Below are 19,849 nucleotides of genomic sequence, written 5' to 3'. Positions count from 1 at the left end.
TCCGGTGGAATTGGGGGCTAAAAACCCGCGCAGTTTAACGCGAGTCGAGGCGCATTTCCTCCTATCAGACGTGATACGCCCAATAGAGTTCATGTGCCGGGTTGAGCGTAGTTCCAAACCGGCATTTTTACCGTCCGATAAACCGCATTCGCCAGCAGGCTGGCTCCCGCAGGGGAATGCGATTAACTGTGGGAGCCAGCCTGCTGGCGATCGGGGCGAAGCACCCGCCTTCAAGGTTTTACCGGGGGCTTGCGCAGCAAACTGAAGGCCATTGCCGCCAGGAACAAAACGCTCAGCAACAACACCGCCCACAACCCGAACTTCTTCCAGTTCGTGTCTGTTGTCGCTGCCGCCGACATCGTTGATGTGCTGCTCACCACCGCCGCACCTTCTACCGAAGCCTTACCCAAACCCGCCAATTTAGCAGCGCTGTAATCCGGAATCAGCGTCGACAACGGCAGGTTCGCCGCCTTCACCGTCGCATTCCCCAGCGCCAGCGAATAAGGCCCGGCCCCGCGCGCCAGGAACACCAGTTGCGTCGAGCGCACAGCAAATTTCACCGTCGGCGCTTCAGCGCCCAAGCCACCGCCGCGTTCATCCACGACCAGCTTCAGCTGCTGCACGGTTTGACCCGACAGTTGCAATTCGTTCTGCACCACGTCCTGGCCACTTTGGGTCAGGCGATAGAGCAAACCGCTGGTCAGCGGCTGCCACGGCAGACTGCTTTCGCGACGACCGGACAACGTCACCGGCGCCAGGCTGTTGGGCTGACTCAGTTCGATCTGGACCCGCTCGATATTCAGCCCCATCGGTAACTGCCACGTGTACTCACCCGCCTTCACGCTGTTACCCGCCAACGGTTGCGACCAGACCAACGGCAGCGGCAGGCTGCGGATGCTCGCGCTTTGCAGCTGCGCAGACGTCAGCTGCGGCGCCGATTGCGGCGAGTTCCACAGCAAGCGCAGGTAACGCGCCGATTGCCCCGGCAAGCCGACTTCATGCTGCTCGACCCGCTCGTCGGCAAACGTCAATCGCGCCACTTGCCCTTCGCCCCACGACTGCCAATGTTGCAAGTCGTCGCTGGCCTCGATGGTGAATCGCTGAAAGCCATCGCGCTCGCTGGTCCAGTCGAGGATCAACTGTTGCAACGGCGCCTTGATGCCGCTGGCGTCGAGCAACCAGCCGCGCAGTATTTCTTCGCCCGCCTCCAGCTGACTGGACGGCTGCACTTCCACTAACGTGCCGTTCTCGTTCGATTGCACGCGTATGCCCGGCACGCGTTCCGTGGCGTCCGCCGAGTTGTACAGCGGGAACCATTTCACGTCGGCCAGCGTGCGATTTTCGCGGGTTGACGCCGCTTCGCGAGCCATGGCGTAGGCCTGGGCTTCCCCGGCAGCGTTGAACACACGAACATCGCCAAGATCCGTTTGCCGTGCATGCAGTTGCACGCTCAAGGGCAATTCGAGGCGATACCAAGGTCCTTCACCGCTCAGCGACAACGGTATTTGCGTGGCGAAGTCCGCCGGTTTTTCCTGGGCGCTGACGGACAGTGCCACACCCAACACAACTACGCCCAACCAGCCCAGGCTCAGCTTCTGACTCAAGACGACACTCCTTCGGTTTCAGGGGCCGGCCTTTCATCATCCGGCACAGCCTCGGTACGCTTGGGCGGCAGCGGCGCGAAATAACCCACCACCAGCAGCAACACGCCGACGCCGATAAACGACACGATCCGCGCAAGACCGCCGCGGTTACTCAATTCGACAAAGAACAGTTTGGCCACCACCACGCCGATCAGCGCGGCGCCGATCAGCCAGACTTCGCGGCGATGACGCAGATGGCCGCCGATCATCAGACTCAGCGCCATCAAGGTCCAGACGATGGACAGGCCGGCCTGCACCAGCATCGACCCGAGCAACGCATCCAGCTCGAACGGCACGCCGCCCCAATGGTGCGCGGTGCGCATCACCAGCGCGGTGAAGAAGGCAAATAGCGAAACCCCGGCGATCAGTTGCGTGGCGTGATCAGCGTAGTCCTTGCGGATCGCCAGTTGCGTGACGGCGCTGCGGGACCAGACGTAGACGCCGAACAGCGCAAACAGCAGGCCCAGCTCCAACGGATTGATCAGCGGCACATAGGGCAAAGGCTCGGCCGTGCCGTCGCTGACGATGTTCGCCAGCCAGAACCAGCCGAGCATCAGCACTGCCAACGGTGTCGCCGCGTAGACACGGTATTCGCGAGGATAAGCCGTCACTGGCCATGGCCCATTGCGCGGTGCAGCCATCAGCACCAGATACAGGCTCGGCAGGATCGCCCAACCTAGCCAGCGCCAGGCGTTGTACTGCTCGGACAACAGCAGCAAACCGTAACGCAGCTCCAGCGCCAGCACGCCAATCAACAGCCAGCAGCCGAGCACATGGGCAGTGCTCAGCGCACGCGCCGGCAACATCGGCGCCAAGCGTCGCAGGGAGATGAAATGCACGATAAAGACGGCCGCCCAGACCAGCCAGCCGAAGTTGGCCGCCGGGTGATAACGCGAGTGCCAGGCAGCCAGCAGGACCAGACCGGCAGCAGGAATCAGCAAGGTACAAAGCAGGCCGAGCGCCGACCATTTCAAACGCAGCGCCAACACCGTCCACAGCGCCATGCTCACGGCGGCAACCGCCAGCAGCAAGGTCGCTTGCAGCTCCGGTGATGCAAAGCGCAGCACTTCGCTGATCCAAGCCAGCGCCCACCAACCCGCGCCCCACACCAGCAACACTTCGGACAAACGCTGCATGCTCAGCACATCGAACGCAGAGGCATGATTGCCGAGTTGCAAGCGCCACGCCCCGACCATCGCGGCCAGGCCTAACACCAACGGTGTCCAGAAACCGCTGTGGGCCAGCGGTTTCAAACCTTCGCTGGCCAACGGCCCGAGCAGGTCCGGACCGGCGAACAGGAACGCCGCGCCGCCAATCACTTGCAACAGCAGGCCGAAGACAAAACTCACGCGCTGCTTGAGGTACAGGCTGAGCCAAATGATGAACAGGCCACTGGCCGCCCACACCGCACTCGCGGTTTGCCATGGCAACACGAACAGCACCGCTAGATTGATCAGCACCAGACCGGCCAGCAACACCACCGACAAGCCGCGCAACAGTCGAACATCGCTGCGCACCATCTCATCACGGGCGGCGAGCAACATGCCGGCGATCAACGCCAGGCCAATCAACGACGCGCTGAGCAACCCGCTCCAGCCCGCGCTGAACACGGCAGCCGATTCACCGCTGGACCCTTGCAACCGCAGCAGGAACAACGCACCGCCGAGCAACTGCACGGCGAACGCGGTAAACAGGAACGTGCGCGACTGCAGACGCAAGCCGACAAACAACGTCGCCAACCCCGCCAGCGCCCAACTGATCGCGGTGCCGTGGGTCAGGAAAAACAACGGCGCCAGCAGGTAGAGAAAAGTCAGGCCGAGGCAAGCCAATACCGGCAGCCCTTTGCGCTCCCATGCCGACGTTTGATCGGGCGAGGCTTTGCGCAATTGATAGAAGCTGAACAACAACGCCGCGCCAAGCATCAATGCGCCCAGTGGAGCGCCGTCGAGCAAGCTGCCGTCGCCGATCCGCAATTCGCTGACAAACGCCAGCGCCGAGCCGAGTTGCAGCAGCAAAGCAAACGCGCGAGCCAGCGGTCGTTGCTGACGCAGGCCGAGCCAGAAGATGCCCGCGCCCTCCACCGCCCAGGCAGCGGCCGTCCAGCGAGCGTCGAGCCCCAGGGGAATCGCGAGGCTGGCGAAGATCACGCCCAGTGCCAGGCAGGTTTCCGCGAGCAGCAAGGCACGGCCACCCATCAGCAACCGGGCGAGCCCCATGTAGATCATGCCCAGCGCCAAAGCGCTGAACGCCGCGGCAAATTCCAGATGCTGAACCAGTGCGAACTGCAATCCGAAACCCACCAGCGGCGGGCCGAACAGCATCGTGCCGTCGACGTAATCGCCCTTGCGCGCCGACCAGCGCAGCAACGCCTCGCGGCTGTTGTCGTCGGGTGCGTCGCTCATCTCCAGCAGCTTGCGCCGGGCAAACAACAGGCCGATGGCCAGGTACATCAGGAAGAACAGAATCAGGAACGGCTCGGTGCTCCACAGCAGCTCCGGCGTGTAGGAACGCAGGCCCCAGGCGAAACCAATGCCGAAGGTGCCGACGAAACCGATCAGGTTCAGCAGTCGCCAGGCCTTGAACCAGGCGATGGCGAGGATGCCGGCGTTGAGCAGAGCAAAGTAGCTGAACAGCGCGACGTGGTTGCCGGCGCCGGTGGAGGTCAGGATCGGCGCCGCGAAACCGCCGAGTGCCGCGGCAGCGGCCAGACCCAATGCATCCTGGGTGATGGCGAGAATCGCCGAGAACACCGTCACCGCGACCAGCAAGCCCAGCGCAGCTGTCGGATCGAGCAGCGGGTGCAGGCGCATCGCGGCAAACACCGTCAGGTACAACACGGCGATCCCGGTGCCTTGCAGCATCAGCGCGTAGTTGCTGTTGCGTGTTCTGAGCCACCAACCCAGGCCGAGCAGGCCCAGCGCAGCCGCCGCTACCCCGGCATATCGCAGTTCGATCGGCACCACCATGCCTTCGGTCGCATACCGCAGCAAGAACGCCAGACCGAGGAACAACAGCACCACGCCGACTCGCAGCACGGTGTTGCCGCCGAACAGCCAGTTGCGCGCGCCGCTGATGGCCCGGTCGATGAAGTTCGGGCCGCGGGGGATGGCGGGTTGTTGCGGTTCACGGGCGACCGGCTCGGGTTTCCAGACATCGTCGGGCAGCGGACGGCTGGTTTGCGCTGCCGTTGCGGCCATCGGTTCCAGTTCGGGCGGTAGCTCCCAGATCATCTCCGGGGTTTCGGCAGGAATTTCATCGAGTGTGAATTCAGGAGAGGGGACGACTTCGCTGGCAAGCGGTTCGCTGGTTTGCGGCGCGGTATCGCCAGACATCTCCAGCAATGCCAGGCGTTGTTGCACCCCATTCAGCGCAACCTGCGCCTGCTCCAGCAGACGACGCTGTTCGGACGCTTCTGTACCCAAACGGCCGATGCGAATGGCCTGGCCGATGCCCAGCCCGAGCAACGCGCCCAATAGTGCATCGCTGAACGACTCATCGAGTATCCAGCCCAGCACCAGCCCAATCAGCATGAACATCCATTGCATGGTCGATATCCCTAAGCGGCCCCGCTGCGGGGCGAATCCGGGTGAAGCAGCGTCTGGCTGAGTCTAGTTTGAAACCACATAAACCTGTGGGAGCGAGCCTGCTCGCGATAGCGGACTTACATTCAACATTGATGCTGAATGTTATGGCCTTATCGCGAGCAGGCTCGCTCCCACAATGGATTGCCAGTACGTGCTGCCCGGTGAAACTGGGGCTTAGTATATCGATCAGGCCCAACGGACGTCGGGCCTTGCTCGCAATTATTGCTAAAAGTTACTCCAACGCCTTCCAGATATCCGTGGCGTACTCACGAATGGTTCGGTCGGACGAGAACCAGCCCATCCGGGAGGTGCTCAACACTGCCGATCGCCACCATGCCTGAGAATCGTGCCAATGGGCTTCCACGCGCATCTGCGCGTCCCAGTAGGAATCGAAATCGGCGCAGACCAGGAAGCGGTCGTAGTCGATCAGCGAGTCGATCAAGCCTGCGTAACGGGACGGATCATCCGGCGAGAACACCCCGCCACGAATCGCTTGCAGCACATCGTTAAGCCGATGGGACGCGGCAATGTCCGGTGTCGCATTGAACTCATGGTTCTGTTTGCGCGCTTCAACCTGCTGGGCGCTGAGGCCGAAGATGAACATGTGCTCGGCGCCAATGAACTCGCACATTTCGACGTTGGCGCCATCAAGAGTGCCGATGGTCAGCGCGCCGTTGAGGCCGAACTTCATGTTGCTGGTGCCCGAGGCTTCGAAGCCTGCGGTGGAAATCTGCTCGGACAAATCCGCCGCCGGAATGATGCTCTCCGCCAGGCTGACGTTGTAGTTGGGCAGGAACACCACTTTGAGCAGGCCGCGCACCGTCGGGTCGTTGTTCACTACCCGGGCGATATCGTTGGTCAACTTGATGATCAACTTGGCCTGGTGATAACTGGCCGCGGCCTTGCCGGCAAAGATCTTCACCCGAGGTACCCAGTCTATTTCCGGCTCGGCGCGAATCGCCTGGTACAGCGCGACGGTGTGCATCAGGTTGAGCAACTGTCGTTTGTATTCGTGGATCCGTTTGACCTGCACGTCGAACATCGCCGCCGGATTGACCGCGATCCCCAGGCGCTCATGAATCAGGTACGCCAAGGCTTTTTTACTGTGCAGGCGCTGCTCGGCGAAGGCTTTGCGGAACGCCGCTTTCTCGGCGAACGGTTCCAGATCCTTCAGGCGTGCTTCAGGGTCGTCCAACAGGTCCGGGCCGAGGGCGTCGACCATCATCGACGTCAGCTCAGGGTTGGCCTGGTAGAGCCAGCGGCGGAAGGTGATGCCGTTGGTCTTGTTGTTGATCCGCTCCGGATAGAGCTTGTGCAGTTCGGAGAACACGGTTTTGCGCATCAACTGCGTGTGTAGCGCGGACACGCCGTTGACGCTGTGGGAACCGAGGAACGCCAGGTTGCCCATGCGCACACGGCGGCCGTTGTCTTCTTCGATCAGCGACACCGCGCGCAGCACGTCGAAGTCGTGAATGCCTTTGGCGCGCAGGGAGTCGATGTGCTGGGCGTTGATCTGGTAAATGATCTGCATGTGCCGCGGCAACATCCGCTCCATCAAACCGACCGGCCAGGTTTCCAGCGCTTCCGGCAACAGCGTGTGGTTGGTGTAAGAGAGCGTGTCGACGGTGACCTGCCACGCGGCGTCCCACGCCACGTCATAGACGTCGACGAGTTGACGCATCAGCTCGGCCACGGCGATCGACGGGTGCGTGTCGTTGAGCTGGATCGCCGCGTGGTCACCCAGGGTCAGGACCGAGGTGTGCATGTTGCGATGGCGGCGCAGAAGATCCTGCAAGGACGCGGCGACGAAGAAATATTCCTGACGCAGGCGCAGTTCCTGACCGGCTTCGGTGCTGTCCGCAGGGTAGAGCACGCGGGAGATACTTTCCGCCCGGGCCACTTCGGCCACAGCGCCCAAGTGGTCACCGGCGTTGAAGCGTTCCAGGTGCAGATCTTCCATGGCGCGGGCACGCCACAGGCGCAGGGTATTGACGCTCGCTCCGCGCCAGCCGACCACCGGTGTGTCGTAAGCAATGGCCCGAACGGTTTCCGCCGGGGACCAGACTTGCTTGGACTTGCCGTTTTCGTCGGTGACGGTTTCGACGCTGCCGCCAAAGCCGATCGGGTAAACGACTTCAGGCCGTTCAAATTCCCACGGGTTGCCGAAATCCAGCCAGTGTTCGGTCTGCTCCTGTTGCCAGCCATCGACAATCGCCTGACGGAACAAGCCGTGCTCATAACGAATGCCGTAGCCGTGGCCAGCGATGCCGAGGGTCGACATGCTTTCCATGAAGCACGCCGCCAGGCGACCAAGGCCGCCATTGCCCAGCGCCGCGTCGGGCTCCAGCAGACGAATGCGCTCAATATCGACGCCAAGTTCGGTCATGGCTTCGCGGGCGACGTCGAGCAGGCCGAGGTTGCTCAGGCTGTCGTAAAGCAGCCGGCCGATGAGAAATTCCAGGGAGAGGTAGTAAACCCGTTTCTGACCTTTGCGGTAGATCTGCCGGGTGTGATCCATCCAGTGTTCGACCATGTGATCACGCGCTGCCAGGGCAATGGCTTCGAACCAGTCGTGGTCGAAGGCGTGATCCGGGTCTTTACCCACCGCGTAGGTGAGTTTGGTCAAGACGGCATCGCGAAATGCGGCCACCTCTGCTTCGCGAACAAGTGGTTCTTGAGTCATCGATAGGACCTCGAGCGAGCGTGAAGTAGTTGAGCCTAGACGGTCAGACAGGCCGTGGGGAGTCTGGTTCGGCAGTTTTTCCTGATAGTGCGAGATAGGGTGGCATTACATTGTCATGTACCTGAATCAATGCAGGGGCCGTGCCGGATTAACGGTGTTATTTGGGCACCGGAGAAAAAATCTGGCGAAAGGTTGTTCAAAAATCCACCAGTCCCGGTATGATCGCGCGCCCTGATGCACACGCTGGTAACAACCGATGATGAAGTCCAACCTGATCGCCGCCGCTGAGATCGATCGCCTCGATACCTGGGCCAAATATTCTGCGCCGATGTGCGGCTCGTGTGTATCCAGCTGCTGCACGCTGCCGGTCGAGGTCAAGATCAAGGATCTGATCCGTATCGGCATCGTCGACGAGTTCGAGCGCGGCGAGCCGGCGAAGAACATCGCCAAGCGTTTGCAGAAGGAAGGGATCGTCGAGCGCTACAGCCAGAAAACCGAGATCTTCACCCTCCAGCGCATGAGCAACAACGATTGCCTGTACCTGGATCGCAAAAGCCGTCTGTGCACTATTTATGAAAAGCGCCCGGACACCTGCCGTAATCATCCGAAAATCGGCCCACGTCCGGGGTATTGCGCCTACAAGCCCAAGGAAGTGGCGCGCGAGACCAGCGAAAGCCGCCGCACCCTCGAAAAATTCTGATCGAGGCTAAGGGCTGATTCTGCGCCGCTCTTGAGAACCACCCCTCACCCCAGCCCTCTCCCCAGTGGGGAGAGGGGGAAGGGAGCCGATCGGGGGCTGTTCAAATCCTGAGTTCGACTCCGGACTGTCAGGTCGCAGTATTTCAAACAAACAACTCGGTCAGCTCCCTCTACCCCCCGGGGAGAGGGTTGGGGTGAGGGGTCGATCCAAAGTCATCCCAAAATTCTGAAACCGCCGACATCAAATTCTTCTACCCCAGACAAACAAAAACGCCCCCGACCTTGCGGTCGGGGGCGTTTTTTTGTCAGCTAACTAAATAACTTAGTTACCGGACTTCTTGGCAGCGCGGGTACGCTCGCTTTCGCCCAGGATCTTCTTGCGAAGACGGATGGACTTAGGAGTGACTTCGCACAGTTCGTCTTCTTGCACGAACTCAAGAGCTTGTTCCAGGGTGAAACGGATAGGCGGAACCAGAGCGATGGTCTCGTCTTTACCCGAGGCACGCATGTTGTCGAGCTTCTTGCCTTTGGTTGGGTTGACGCCCAGGTCGTTGTCGCGGCTGTTGATGCCGACGATTTGACCTTCGTACACGTCTTCGCCGTGACCCAGGAACAGTTTGCCGCGAGCTTGCAGGGTTTCCAGCGAGTAAGTCAGAGCCTTACCGGTAGCAACCGAAACCAGCACGCCGTTCTGACGGCCGGACATGTCGCCGGACTTCATCACGTCGTAACGGTCGAAGATCGAGGTCAGGATGCCTGCACCGGAGGTCAGGGTCAGGAACTCGTTACGGAAACCGATCAAGCCACGAGCCGGGATGTTGTACTCAAGGCGCACACGGCCCTTGCCATCCGGAACCATGTTGGTCAGGTCGCCTTTACGGATACCGATCTGCTCCATGATCGAACCTTGCGATTCTTCCGGCAGGTCGATGGTCACGTTTTCGTACGGTTCGTGCTTCACGCCGTCAACCATACGGATGATCACTTCCGGACGACCAACACCCATTTCGAAGCCTTCGCGACGCATGGTTTCGATCAGTACCGAGAGGTGCAGCTCACCACGGCCGGAGACTTTGAACTTGTCGGCGGTGTCGCCTTCTTCAACGCGCAGGGCAACGTTGTAGAGCAGTTCCTTGTCCAGACGTTCCTTGATGTTACGGGACGTCACGAACTTGCCTTCTTTACCGCAGAAAGGCGAGTCGTTTACCTGGAAGGTCATGGAAACGGTTGGTTCGTCAACGGTCAGCGGCTTCATCGCTTCGACGTTCAGTGGGTCGCACAGAGTGTCGGAGATGAACAGCTGGTCGAAGCCGCTGATGCAGACGATGTCGCCGGCAGCTGCTTCTTCAACGTCGATACGGTGCAGACCGTGGTGACCCATCAGCTTCAGGATACGACCGGTACGCTTCTTGCCGTCGGCGTCGATAGCGACAACCGGAGTGTTCGGCTTGATGCGGCCACGAGCGATACGGCCAACGCCGATAACACCCAGGAAGCTGTTGTAGTCCAGAGCGGAGATCTGCATCTGGAACGGACCGTCACGGTCGACTTTCGGCGCAGGTACGTTGTCGACGATCGACTGGTACAGCGGGGTCATGTCTTCAGCCATGTCGGTGTGTTCCAGACCGGCAATGCCGTTCAGGGCCGAGGCGTAGACGACTTTGAAGTCCAGCTGTTCTTCGGTAGCACCGAGGTTGTCGAACAGGTCGAAGATCTGGTCCAGAACCCAGTCCGGACGCGCGCCTGGACGGTCAACCTTGTTGATGACCACGATTGGACGCAGGCCGGCTTCGAAAGCCTTCTTGGTCACGAAACGGGTTTGCGGCATAGGGCCGTCTTGAGCGTCAACCAGCAGCAGAACGGAGTCAACCATCGACATTACGCGTTCAACTTCGCCGCCGAAGTCGGCGTGGCCCGGGGTGTCCACGATGTTGATGTGGAAGCCGTTCCAGTTGATGGCGGTGTTTTTCGCCAGAATGGTAATACCGCGCTCTTTCTCCTGGTCGTTGGAGTCCATCACGCGCTCGTCGTTGAGCTCGTTGCGCTCCAGGGTGCCGGATTGACGCAAGAGTTTGTCTACCAGGGTGGTCTTACCATGGTCAACGTGAGCAATGATGGCGATGTTGCGTAGATTTTCGATCACTTGTGTATCTCGATCAGAGGATTCGGTGTGCTGACAAGTCTTGGCAGCGATTTACAGTAGAGTCAGGCCTTGCCGTTACAGCTTGACGGCAGAGTCGGGGGGCCGGTGACGCAGGCCACAGGCATACAGCCCCGGGCTCTTAGCTCGGTCGATAAACGCGCACATTGGCATGCCCCTCACTGAGCAAATGGTGGGCATGCAGGCGACTCATCACGCCTTTGTCGCAATACAGCAGGTACTGGCGAGTAGGGTCCAGTTCCTTGAAACGAGCGTTCAGTGCATAAAACGGCATCGTCTGTACCTCAATGCCATCGAGGCCCAGCGGGTCGTCTTCAGCGGCATCCGGATGACGGATGTCGATGACGATCTGACCAGCCAGCGCTTCGCTGACTTCTTCGATCTGCAAGTCCTGGCCCAATTCGTCGATCACGCGATCGATCGGCACCAGTTTGGCGTTCTCGAGCGCACGCTCAAGGACTGCCATGTCGAACTGTTGTTCTTCGTACTCCACGCGCGGACGCTTGGCGTGGGTCTTGGGGTTCACCGAGATGACCCCGCAGTATTCCGGCATGTGCTTGGCGAAGTCGGCAGTGCCGATTTCGTTGGCCAGGTCGATGATGTCCTGCTTGTGACTGGCGATCAGCGGACGCAAGACCAGCTTGTCGGTCACGCAGTCGATCACGGACAGGTTCGGCAGTGTCTGGCTCGACACCTGGGAAATCGCTTCGCCGGTAACCAGCGCTTCGATGTCCAGCCGATCGGCAATACGGGAAGCAGCGCGCAACATCATACGCTTCAAAACTACACCCATATGACTGTTATCGACTTTCCCGAGAATTTCTCCCAGTACTTCCTCGAATGGCACACTCACAAATAACACGCGTTGGGAGCTGCCGTACTTCTTCCAGATGAAGTGCGCGACTTCCATGACGCCCAGTTCATGGGCCCGTCCGCCCAGATTGAAGAAGCAGAAATGGCTCATCAGGCCGCGGCGCATGATCTGATAAGAGGCCACGGTCGAATCGAAGCCGCCGGACATCAGCACAAGCGTCTGTTCCAGGGCACCCAGCGGATATCCGCCGATGCTGTTGTGCTGGCTGTGGATCACAAACAACCGTTTGTCGCGAATTTCGATGCGAACTTCGATTTCCGGCTCTTTCAGCGAGATTCCGGCGGCACCGCACTGACGACGCAGTTGGCTGCCGACGTATTTCTCGACGTCCATCGAACTGAATTCATGCTTGCCGGCGCGCTTGCAGCGCACCGAAAAGATCTTCCCGGCCAGCGCATCGCCGAAGTGCTGTTTGCACTTGGCGACGATGTCGTCGAAGTCACCCAGCGGGTATTCGTCGACCTGCAGGAAATGCGCGATGCCCGGCATGCAGCTCAGGCGCTCGGTCATCTCCTTCAGGGCCTTGGGCTCGCTGACGCGGGTTTCCAGCTCGAGATTGTCCCACACACCGTTCACCACCACAGCCGGGTCCAGGTCGCGGAGCACGGTACGGATGTTTTTGGCCAACTGGCGGATGAAACGCATCCGTACCGGGCGGCTCTTGATGGTGATCTCGGGGAAGACTTTTACGATTAGTTTCATGAAAACAGCGCGCGCTGGGCCAGCCGAAAAAGGGGGGCGCGGATTATAGCGGAAATTGCTCAAGGTTTAACCAGTTAATGTGCAGAAGGTTTTGCACGCACCAAAACGGGTCATTTAATGATTTTAACGCTACATTGTAGGGCGAGATTTTCCGCTTAAAGACGCTTTGTGCCTTTATAAGCGTGATATTGGGGCAAAAAACCCATGCTGGGGCACTGGCATGCAATTTGCTCCCTTGTGAGGCAGGTTGCCTTGGCAGAGTATTCGCGCCGGCATCACCCACATTCTAAGGGCATCCACTACTTAGCCCGAAGCCACCCGGAGGACACTATGTCGAAGTCGGTTCAACTCATCAAAGATCATGACGTCAAGTGGATTGATCTGCGCTTCACGGACACCAAAGGCACTCAGCACCACGTGACCATGCCGGCTCGCGACGCGCTGGATGAAGCTTTCTTCGAAGAAGGCAAAATGTTCGACGGTTCCTCCATCGCTGGCTGGAAAGGCATCGAAGCCTCCGACATGATCCTGTTGCCGGACGACAGCACTGCCGTTCTCGACCCGTTCACCGAAGACCCAACGCTGATCATCGTGTGCGACGTCATCGAGCCGTCGACCATGCAAGGCTACGATCGCGACCCACGTGCGATCGCCAAACGTGCCGAGGAATACCTGAAGTCGACCGGTATCGGCGATACCGTATTCGTTGGCCCGGAGCCTGAGTTCTTCATCTTCGATCAAGTGAAGTTCAAGTCCGACATCTCCGGCTCGATGTTCAAAATCTTCTCCGAACAGGGTTCCTGGATGTCCGACCAGGACATCGAAAGCGGCAACCATGGCCACCGTCCAGGTATCAAAGGCGGTTACTTCCCGGTTCCACCGTTCGACCACGACCACGAAATCCGTACCTCCATGTGCAACGCCATGGAAGAAATGGGTCTGGTGATCGAAGTTCACCACCACGAAGTGGCAACTGCCGGTCAGAACGAAATCGGTGTGAAGTTCAACACTCTGGTAGCCAAGGCTGACGAAGTTCAGACCCTGAAGTACTGCGTGCACAACGTTGCTGTCGCTTACGGCCGCACCGCGACCTTCATGCCTAAGCCTCTGTACGGCGACAACGGTTCGGGTATGCACGTTCACCTGTCCATCGCCAAAGATGGCAAGAACACCTTCGCTGGCGAAGGCTATGCCGGCCTGTCCGACACCGCCCTGTACTTCATCGGCGGCATCATCAAGCACGGTAAAGCGCTGAACGGCTTCACCAACCCGTCGACCAACTCCTACAAGCGTCTGGTCCCAGGTTTCGAAGCTCCAGTGATGCTGGCTTACTCGGCTCGCAACCGTTCGGCTTCGATCCGTATTCCTTACGTGTCCAGCCCTCGCGCTCGCCGTATCGAAGCTCGCTTCCCGGATCCGGCAGCCAACCCGTACCTGGCCTTCGCTGCCCTGGTAATGGCTGGCCTGGACGGCATCCAGAACAAGATCCACCCTGGCGACGCAGCTGACAAAAACCTGTACGACCTGCCGCCTGAAGAGGCGAAAGAGATCCCACAAGTTTGCGGCAGCCTGAAAGAAGCCCTGGAAGAGCTGGACAAAGGTCGTGCGTTCCTGACCAAAGGCGGCGTGTTCTCCGATGACTTCATCGACGCTTACATCGCTCTGAAAAGCGAAGAAGAAATCAAGGTTCGCACCTTCGTACACCCACTGGAATATGAGCTGTACTACAGCTGCTGATCCGGTAGCGCTGCAGTTCGCGGCGTGACAAAAAGAGGCCTCCTTCGGGAGGCCTTTTTTATGCCCGCGATTTAGCGACCAACACAGAACCCTGTGGGAGCCGGCTCGCTCCCACAGGGGATTTGTGATGTCTGAGAGATTTCGGCAATTGCGCCCAAATGTTAACGAGCTGGGTCAATCACCACCCCCTGACCTATGCTGCACCCCAACGCTTTCGTTTCTGGTCGATTTTATGGGTCGTGGTTTTCTTTTGATGTTGCTGCTGATCGCCCTGCCCGCCGCAGCGCAGATCTATAAGTACACCGACGCCTCCGGCAACACCGCCTACAGCAATCAACCGCCGGACGGCGTCAAGGCCCAGCCCGTCGAGTTGCCACCGCTCAACAGTGTTGCGCCCCAGGCGCCTCCTGCGCCCGCCTCCGAAGCCAGCAACCGAGAACAGCCGCGCAGCGCCTACGAGGTGCTGGAGTTGACCGGGTTGCCCACTGACGAAGCCCTGCGCGCCAACAACGGCACGTTCACGGTCAGCGTCATGATCAAACCGCGCCTTCAAGCGCCGCACCTGTTCAGATTGCTGCTCGATGACCAGCCCTATGGGCAGTCGAGCAACGTGCCGATCCTGCAACTGGTAAACATTGACCGTGGCGAACACAGGCTGGCGGTGCAGGTGATCGATGGCGAGCACACCGTTCAGCAGAGCCCGACGGTGACGTTCACCGTGCAACGGGTGCATAAGCCATGAGGGCTGTGTTGCTGATCGCATGCCTGATCGCGCTGCCGGTATCGGCCGAGGTTTTCACCTACGTCGACGCTCAGGGCAATCGGGTCTACACCGACCAGCCAGGCTCAGGACATGCCAAGCGTGTGCCGCTGGCGACGAGCAATCGGATGTCTGCCAACCCGACCGGCGCGAAACCCGTGATGGCCGAGAAGAAGAATGAACAACTGCCAATGTTCCACTACGACATGCTCCGCGTACTGGTCCCGGAACCGGACGCTACGGTCCGTAGCAACGGCGGCGAATTGATTGTCAGCGTCACCAACGAACCCGGCCTGCAACGGGGTCACCGCTACCGTTTACTGCTCGATGGCCAACCCACCGCCGAGCCCGGCCTCAGCCCGGTATTTGCCCTGAGCAACATCGACCGCGGCAGCCACAACCTGTCCGTGGAAATCCTCGACGAACAAGGCCGCACCGTCGAACGCACGGCCAATCAACCTTTCCAGATGCTGCGCATCTCCCTCGCGCAGAAACGCAAGGTCAAACCCTGCACCCTCACCGACTATGGCCAACGGCCGGAATGTCCGCTCAAAGACAAACCCGAAGAAGAAAAAAATCCTTTCCTGCGCTTCTTCTAACCTCGTTCAGCTTTGCGCACTATATTGGTGCAATAGGTTGCACCGTTCCCACATCTCAACCCATTTTGGTTCGAAAGTACCCGCGAAAGCTGGCAGAACGCCACGCAAAAGAGCGTCAAACGCCCGTTTCAGGCTTTAAACGCTTCTTTTCGGAGCCTTGGTTTGGTTTTTGCATTTTGCTCGTATCGGCGCGTTATTCACGCGCATGCACTGCTCCAAAAGAGGTCCTGATGACCATTAGCGACGCACTACACCGCTTGCTACTCGACAACCTGACCACCGCCACCATCCTGCTCGACGCCGAACTGCGCCTCGAGTACATGAACCCGGCGGCGGAGATGCTCCTGGCCATCAGCGGCCAGCGCAGCCATGGGCAGTTCATCAGTGAGTTGTTCACCGAATCCACCGAAGCGCTGAATTCCCTGCGCCAGGCGGTCGAGCAGGCCCACCCGTTCACCAAACGCGAAGCGATGCTCACCGCCCTCACCGGCCAGACGCTGACCGTCGACTACGCGGTAACACCGATCCTCGCCAACGGCGCCACCATGCTGCTGCTGGAAGTTCACCCGCGTGACCGCTTGCTGCGGATCACCAAGGAAGAGGCGCAGCTGTCGAAACAGGAAACCAGCAAAATGCTGGTGCGCGGCCTCGCTCATGAGATCAAGAATCCGCTGGGCGGGATTCGCGGCGCCGCACAACTGCTCGCCCGTGAACTGCCGGAAGAAAGCCTGCGCGATTACACCAACGTCATCATCGAAGAAGCCGACCGCCTGCGAAACCTCGTGGACCGTATGCTCGGCTCCAACAAATTGCCTTCACTGGCCATGTGCAACATCCACGAGGTGCTGGAACGCGTCTGTCATCTGGTGGAGGCCGAAAGTCAGGGCTGCATCACTTTGGTGCGCGACTACGACCCAAGCATTCCCGACGTGTTGATCGACCGCGAACAAATGATTCAGGCGGTCCTGAATATCGTGCGCAACGCGATGCAGGCCATCAGCAGTCAGAACGAGCTGCGCCTGGGCCGCATCAGCCTGCGCACCCGCGCCATGCGCCAGTTCACCATCGGCCATGTGCGTCATCGCCTGGTGACCAAGATCGAAATCATCGACAACGGTCCCGGCATTCCCGCGGACCTGCAGGAAACCATCTTCTTTCCCATGGTCAGCGGCCGCCCGGACGGTACCGGGCTGGGCCTGGCCATTACCCAGAACATCATCAGCCAGCACCAGGGTTTGATCGAATGTGACAGCCACCCAGGCCACACCACCTTCTCGATCTTTCTGCCACTGGAACAAGGAGCCACATCGACATGAGCCGTAGTGAAACCGTGTGGATCGTCGATGACGACCGTTCTATCCGTTGGGTCCTGGAAAAAGCCTTGCAGCAAGAAGGCATGACTACGCAAAGCTTCGACAGCGCCGATGGCGTGATGAGCCGCCTGGCGCGCCAGCAGCCGGACGTGATCATCTCCGACATCCGCATGCCGGGTGCCAGCGGTCTGGACCTTCTGGCGCGGATTCGCGAACAACACCCACGGCTGCCAGTGATCATCATGACCGCGCACTCCGATCTGGACAGCGCTGTCGCGTCCTATCAGGGCGGCGCGTTTGAATACCTGCCAAAACCGTTCGACGTCGACGAAGCGGTGTCGCTGGTCAAACGTGCGAACCAGCACGCTCAGGAACAGCAAGGCCTGGAAGTCCCGGTTGCCCTGACCCGCACCCCGGAAATCATCGGTGAAGCGCCGGCGATGCAAGAAGTGTTTCGCGCCATCGGGCGCTTGAGCCACTCCAACATCACCGTGCTGATCAACGGCGAGTCCGGCACCGGCAAAGAACTGGTGGCCCACGCCCTGCACCGCCACAGTCCACGGGCAGCATCGCCGTTCATCGCGCTGAACATGGCGGCGATTCCAAAAGACCTGATGGAGTCCGAGCTGTTCGGCCATGAGAAAGGCGCATTCACCGGCGCGGCCAACCTGCGTCGCGGGCGCTTTGAGCAGGCGGACGGCGGCACGCTGTTTCTCGATGAAATCGGCGATATGCCGGCGGATACGCAGACTCGTTTGCTGCGCGTACTGGCTGACGGCGAGTTCTACCGCGTCGGTGGTCATGTGCCGGTGAAGGTTGATGTACGCATCATCGCCGCAACGCACCAGAATCTGGAAACCCTGGTGCATGCCGGGAAATTCCGTGAGGACTTGTTTCATCGCCTCAACGTGATCCGCATCCACATTCCACGGCTGTCGGACCGTCGCGAAGACATTCCGACCCTGGCCAAGCACTTCCTCAGCCGCGCGGCGCAGGAACTGGCGGTGGAGCCGAAGCTGCTGAAAAGCGAGACTGAGGAATACCTGAAGAACCTGCCGTGGGGCGGCAACGTGCGTCAGCTGGAAAACACCTGCCGCTGGATCACGGTAATGGCTTCGGGACGCGAAGTGCACATCAGCGATCTGCCGCCAGAGCTGTTGAGCCTGCCGCAGGATTCGGCGCCGGTGACCAACTGGGAGCAAGCGCTGCGTCAGTGGGCTGACCAGGCGTTGGCGCGTGGTCAGTCGAGCTTGCTCGACAGCGCGGTGCCGGCTTTCGAGCGGATCATGATCGAGACCGCCCTGAAACACACCGCCGGACGGCGTCGGGATGCCGCGGTTTTGCTGGGGTGGGGGCGTAATACTCTTACGCGCAAGATCAAGGAATTGGGGATGAAGGTTGATGGTGGGGATGATGATGAGGGGGAAGAGGGTTAATCCCAATTCGCTCAATGCCTTAGTCGTTTTCAAGAACCAGCCCCTCACCCCAACCCTCCCGAAACGTCGGACCGCCCCAAAGGGGAGAGGGGGAAGGGAGCCGATCTCCATGCTTTTCAAAACCTGAGTTCGACTCGGACTATCAGGTCGATGTAACTCGAAAGAACTACTCGGTCAGTCCCCTCTCCCTCAGGGAGAGGGTCAGGGTGAGGGGTCGATTCAGGATCAGTCCCATTTCCAGGATGCACCGCGAGCCCCTCCGTGCACCGCCGTAATGCATCGTGAACTGCAATCGCGCACGCAAACCGCTTCAAACCCCCGCCCAAGTTCACAATCGAACCCCGATCGAAAAAACACGAAAGCCCCGGAATACGGGGCTTTCGACGTTTCAGCGCGGCTTTCTGTTTCAACTTGTTAAAACCTGGCACGCCCCCTGCAACAGTCCCTTCAGTGATTCAGTTCACTACCCGGTTTCGGGGACCTTGGTACAGGCAGGCCGGGGATTCCCCTCTTTACATCGGGGCTCACCGCATCGCGACGAGCCCCCAGTTTTGGGGCCCTTGATACAGGCAGGTCAGGGGTTCCTTCTTTACACCGGGCTCGACGCCATGCGCGAGCCCTGCCGTTTTGGGAACCTTGGTACAGGCAGGCCGGGGATTCCCTCTTTTATTGCTCCCGGAGATGGATCTCCAGCCGCCAGCGGTCATCGACCTCGCTACCGGTCCACTCGCCCTGCAGTGGCCGGGCCGCCACTACCGTCAGCAACAACCCCCCATCACTCAATCGCGTCCGCCAATTCACGACCTTGTCGTTGAGCTTGAGCTGACCTTTCTGCGCCTTGCCTTGGGCCTCGAACAGGAGCGCGAGGCTGCCGTCCACGAACTCGCCGTGGGACTTGGGTTCGTTGTTGAACCACACAACCAGCCCATCGTCCGTCACCTCGATCTGTTGCAATTCGCTGGGGTCTGGCGTGGTCAGGCGACCGATCATCAGCCCCACCATCAGTCCGAAAATCGCCAGCGAACCCATCACCCGCGGTAATAGTTTCGAACGTGGATCGACGGGCGGCGTAGAATGCCGCTCATCTTTACCTTCGGGGCCGTGCATGTTTCACGTCATCCTCTTCCAACCAGAAATTCCGCCGAATACCGGCAACGTTATCAGGCTGTGCGCCAACAGTGGCTGCCACCTGCATTTGATCGAGCCGCTGGGCTTCGAGATGGACGACAAGCGCCTGCGCCGGGCCGGCCTCGACTACCACGAGTATGCCACCCTGCAACGCCACGCGGACCTCGCCAGTTGCCTGGAAAGCCTCGGTCATCCCCGGTTGTTCGCCTTCACCACCAAGGGCTCGCGACCGTTCCACGATGCCAGTTTTGCCGAGGGCGACGCGTTCCTGTTCGGCCCGGAAAGCCGTGGACTGCCGGCCGAAGTGCTCGATGCACTGCCCGGCGAACAACGCCTGCGCTTGCCGATGCGTGAAGGCTGCCGCAGCCTGAACCTGTCGAACACCGTGGCGGTCGCCGTCTACGAAGGCTGGCGCCAGCTCGGCTTCAAGTAACGCCGCATAACAAATGTGGGAGCGAGCCTGCTCGCGATAGCGGTGTGTCAGACAACATTAATGTCGACTGACACACCGCGATCGCGAGCAGGCTCGC

The 19,849-nt window shown here is 59.9% G+C and carries 13 protein-coding genes; 7 read left to right on the top strand and 6 right to left on the bottom strand.

Annotated features, from left to right (window positions below; translation table 11 throughout):
- Window positions 1-230: 230 nt before the first annotated feature.
- From ACRC4F_RS08315 to ACRC4F_RS08305, 3 genes are all read right to left on the bottom strand, one after another.
- Window positions 231-1,604, bottom strand: coding sequence for a DUF3999 domain-containing protein (locus tag ACRC4F_RS08315; RefSeq protein ID WP_438658873.1), 1,374 nt, complete (start codon window positions 1,602-1,604; stop codon window positions 231-233).
- A complete protein-coding gene (locus tag ACRC4F_RS08310; protein ID WP_438658872.1) occupies window positions 1,601-5,188 on the bottom strand; it encodes a DUF2339 domain-containing protein in 3,588 nt (1,195 codons plus the stop codon). The genes ACRC4F_RS08315 and ACRC4F_RS08310 overlap by 4 nt, the downstream gene beginning before the upstream one ends.
- Before the next feature lie 271 nt (window positions 5,189-5,459).
- A complete protein-coding gene (locus ACRC4F_RS08305) occupies window positions 5,460-7,910 on the bottom strand; it encodes a glycogen/starch/alpha-glucan phosphorylase (RefSeq protein ID WP_438658871.1) in 2,451 nt (816 codons plus the stop codon).
- 259 nt (window positions 7,911-8,169) lie between these two features.
- On the opposite strand from ACRC4F_RS08305, the gene ACRC4F_RS08300 reads away from it, so the two are divergent.
- Window positions 8,170-8,610 (top strand): YkgJ family cysteine cluster protein, encoded by a 441-nt coding sequence (locus ACRC4F_RS08300; RefSeq protein ID WP_131061316.1) that lies wholly within the window; start codon window positions 8,170-8,172, stop codon window positions 8,608-8,610.
- A gap of 321 nt (window positions 8,611-8,931) precedes the next feature.
- Here ACRC4F_RS08300 and typA read toward each other — a convergent pair whose 3' ends face one another.
- Window positions 8,932-10,752, bottom strand: coding sequence for a translational GTPase TypA (gene typA, locus ACRC4F_RS08295; protein WP_438658870.1), 1,821 nt, complete (start codon window positions 10,750-10,752; stop codon window positions 8,932-8,934).
- A 139-nt stretch (window positions 10,753-10,891) separates the two neighbouring features.
- The gene (gene thiI, locus ACRC4F_RS08290) at window positions 10,892-12,346 is read right to left on the bottom strand and encodes a tRNA uracil 4-sulfurtransferase ThiI (RefSeq protein ID WP_438658869.1); all 1,455 of its coding nucleotides are present in this window, start codon (window positions 12,344-12,346) and stop codon (window positions 10,892-10,894) included.
- Window positions 12,347-12,676: 330 nt separating this feature from the next.
- On the opposite strand from thiI, the gene glnA reads away from it, so the two are divergent.
- From glnA to ntrC, 5 genes are all read left to right on the top strand, one after another.
- Window positions 12,677-14,083, top strand: coding sequence for a glutamate--ammonia ligase (gene glnA, locus ACRC4F_RS08285; RefSeq protein ID WP_438658868.1), 1,407 nt, complete (start codon window positions 12,677-12,679; stop codon window positions 14,081-14,083).
- A gap of 232 nt (window positions 14,084-14,315) precedes the next feature.
- Complete coding sequence (locus ACRC4F_RS08280) at window positions 14,316-14,825, top strand: DUF4124 domain-containing protein (protein WP_438658867.1); 510 nt, start codon at window positions 14,316-14,318, stop codon at window positions 14,823-14,825.
- Window positions 14,822-15,442 carry a DUF4124 domain-containing protein gene (locus ACRC4F_RS08275; RefSeq protein ID WP_438658866.1) on the top strand — a complete coding sequence of 207 codons (621 nt, stop codon included), beginning with the start codon at window positions 14,822-14,824 and terminating at the stop codon, window positions 15,440-15,442. Before ACRC4F_RS08280 ends, ACRC4F_RS08275 begins: the two co-directional genes overlap by 4 nt.
- A gap of 230 nt (window positions 15,443-15,672) precedes the next feature.
- Window positions 15,673-16,758, top strand: a complete 1,086-nt coding sequence (glnL, locus tag ACRC4F_RS08270) for a nitrogen regulation protein NR(II) (RefSeq protein WP_109627482.1) — start codon at window positions 15,673-15,675, stop codon at window positions 16,756-16,758.
- Window positions 16,755-18,191 (top strand): nitrogen regulation protein NR(I), encoded by a 1,437-nt coding sequence (ntrC, locus tag ACRC4F_RS08265; protein WP_064675450.1) that lies wholly within the window; start codon window positions 16,755-16,757, stop codon window positions 18,189-18,191. Before glnL ends, ntrC begins: the two co-directional genes overlap by 4 nt.
- Before the next feature lie 666 nt (window positions 18,192-18,857).
- Here ntrC and ACRC4F_RS08260 read toward each other — a convergent pair.
- A complete protein-coding gene (locus ACRC4F_RS08260; RefSeq protein ID WP_438658865.1) occupies window positions 18,858-19,298 on the bottom strand; it encodes a hypothetical protein in 441 nt (146 codons plus the stop codon).
- Between ACRC4F_RS08260 and ACRC4F_RS08255 the strand changes: the two genes are divergently transcribed.
- Entirely contained in the window at window positions 19,297-19,752 is a 456-nt protein-coding gene (locus ACRC4F_RS08255) for a tRNA (cytidine(34)-2'-O)-methyltransferase (protein ID WP_007949025.1), read from the top strand. The two genes, ACRC4F_RS08260 and ACRC4F_RS08255, sit on opposite strands and share 2 nt — an antisense overlap.
- Window positions 19,753-19,849: the final 97 nt, after the last annotated feature.

This window comes from Pseudomonas sp. (genome assembly GCF_051660785.1).
In the GTDB taxonomy this organism is placed as follows: Bacteria; Pseudomonadota; Gammaproteobacteria; order Pseudomonadales; family Pseudomonadaceae; genus Aquipseudomonas.
Note: the sequence above shows the minus strand (reverse complement) of the source record. Positions and strands in the feature narration are given on the sequence as shown.

Bases quoted from the DNA above. Each gene is read 5' to 3' on its own strand.
- ACRC4F_RS08310 (WP_438658872.1), bottom strand. From the start codon at position 5,188: ATGCAATGGATGTTCATGCTGATTGGGCTGGTGCTGGGCTGGATACTC.
- ACRC4F_RS08305 (WP_438658871.1), bottom strand. From the start codon at position 7,910: ATGACTCAAGAACCACTTGTTCGCGAAGCAGAGGTGGCCGCATTTCGC.
- ACRC4F_RS08300 (WP_131061316.1), top strand. From the start codon at position 8,170: ATGAAGTCCAACCTGATCGCCGCCGCTGAGATCGATCGCCTCGATACC.
- thiI (WP_438658869.1), bottom strand. From the start codon at position 12,346: ATGAAACTAATCGTAAAAGTCTTCCCCGAGATCACCATCAAGAGCCGC.
- glnA (WP_438658868.1), top strand. From the start codon at position 12,677: ATGTCGAAGTCGGTTCAACTCATCAAAGATCATGACGTCAAGTGGATT.
- ACRC4F_RS08280 (WP_438658867.1), top strand. From the start codon at position 14,316: ATGGGTCGTGGTTTTCTTTTGATGTTGCTGCTGATCGCCCTGCCCGCC.
- ACRC4F_RS08275 (WP_438658866.1), top strand. From the start codon at position 14,822: ATGAGGGCTGTGTTGCTGATCGCATGCCTGATCGCGCTGCCGGTATCG.
- glnL (WP_109627482.1), top strand. From the start codon at position 15,673: ATGACCATTAGCGACGCACTACACCGCTTGCTACTCGACAACCTGACC.
- ntrC (WP_064675450.1), top strand. From the start codon at position 16,755: ATGAGCCGTAGTGAAACCGTGTGGATCGTCGATGACGACCGTTCTATC.
- ACRC4F_RS08255 (WP_007949025.1), top strand. From the start codon at position 19,297: ATGTTTCACGTCATCCTCTTCCAACCAGAAATTCCGCCGAATACCGGC.
- ACRC4F_RS08260 (WP_438658865.1), bottom strand. From the start codon at position 19,298: ATGCACGGCCCCGAAGGTAAAGATGAGCGGCATTCTACGCCGCCCGTC.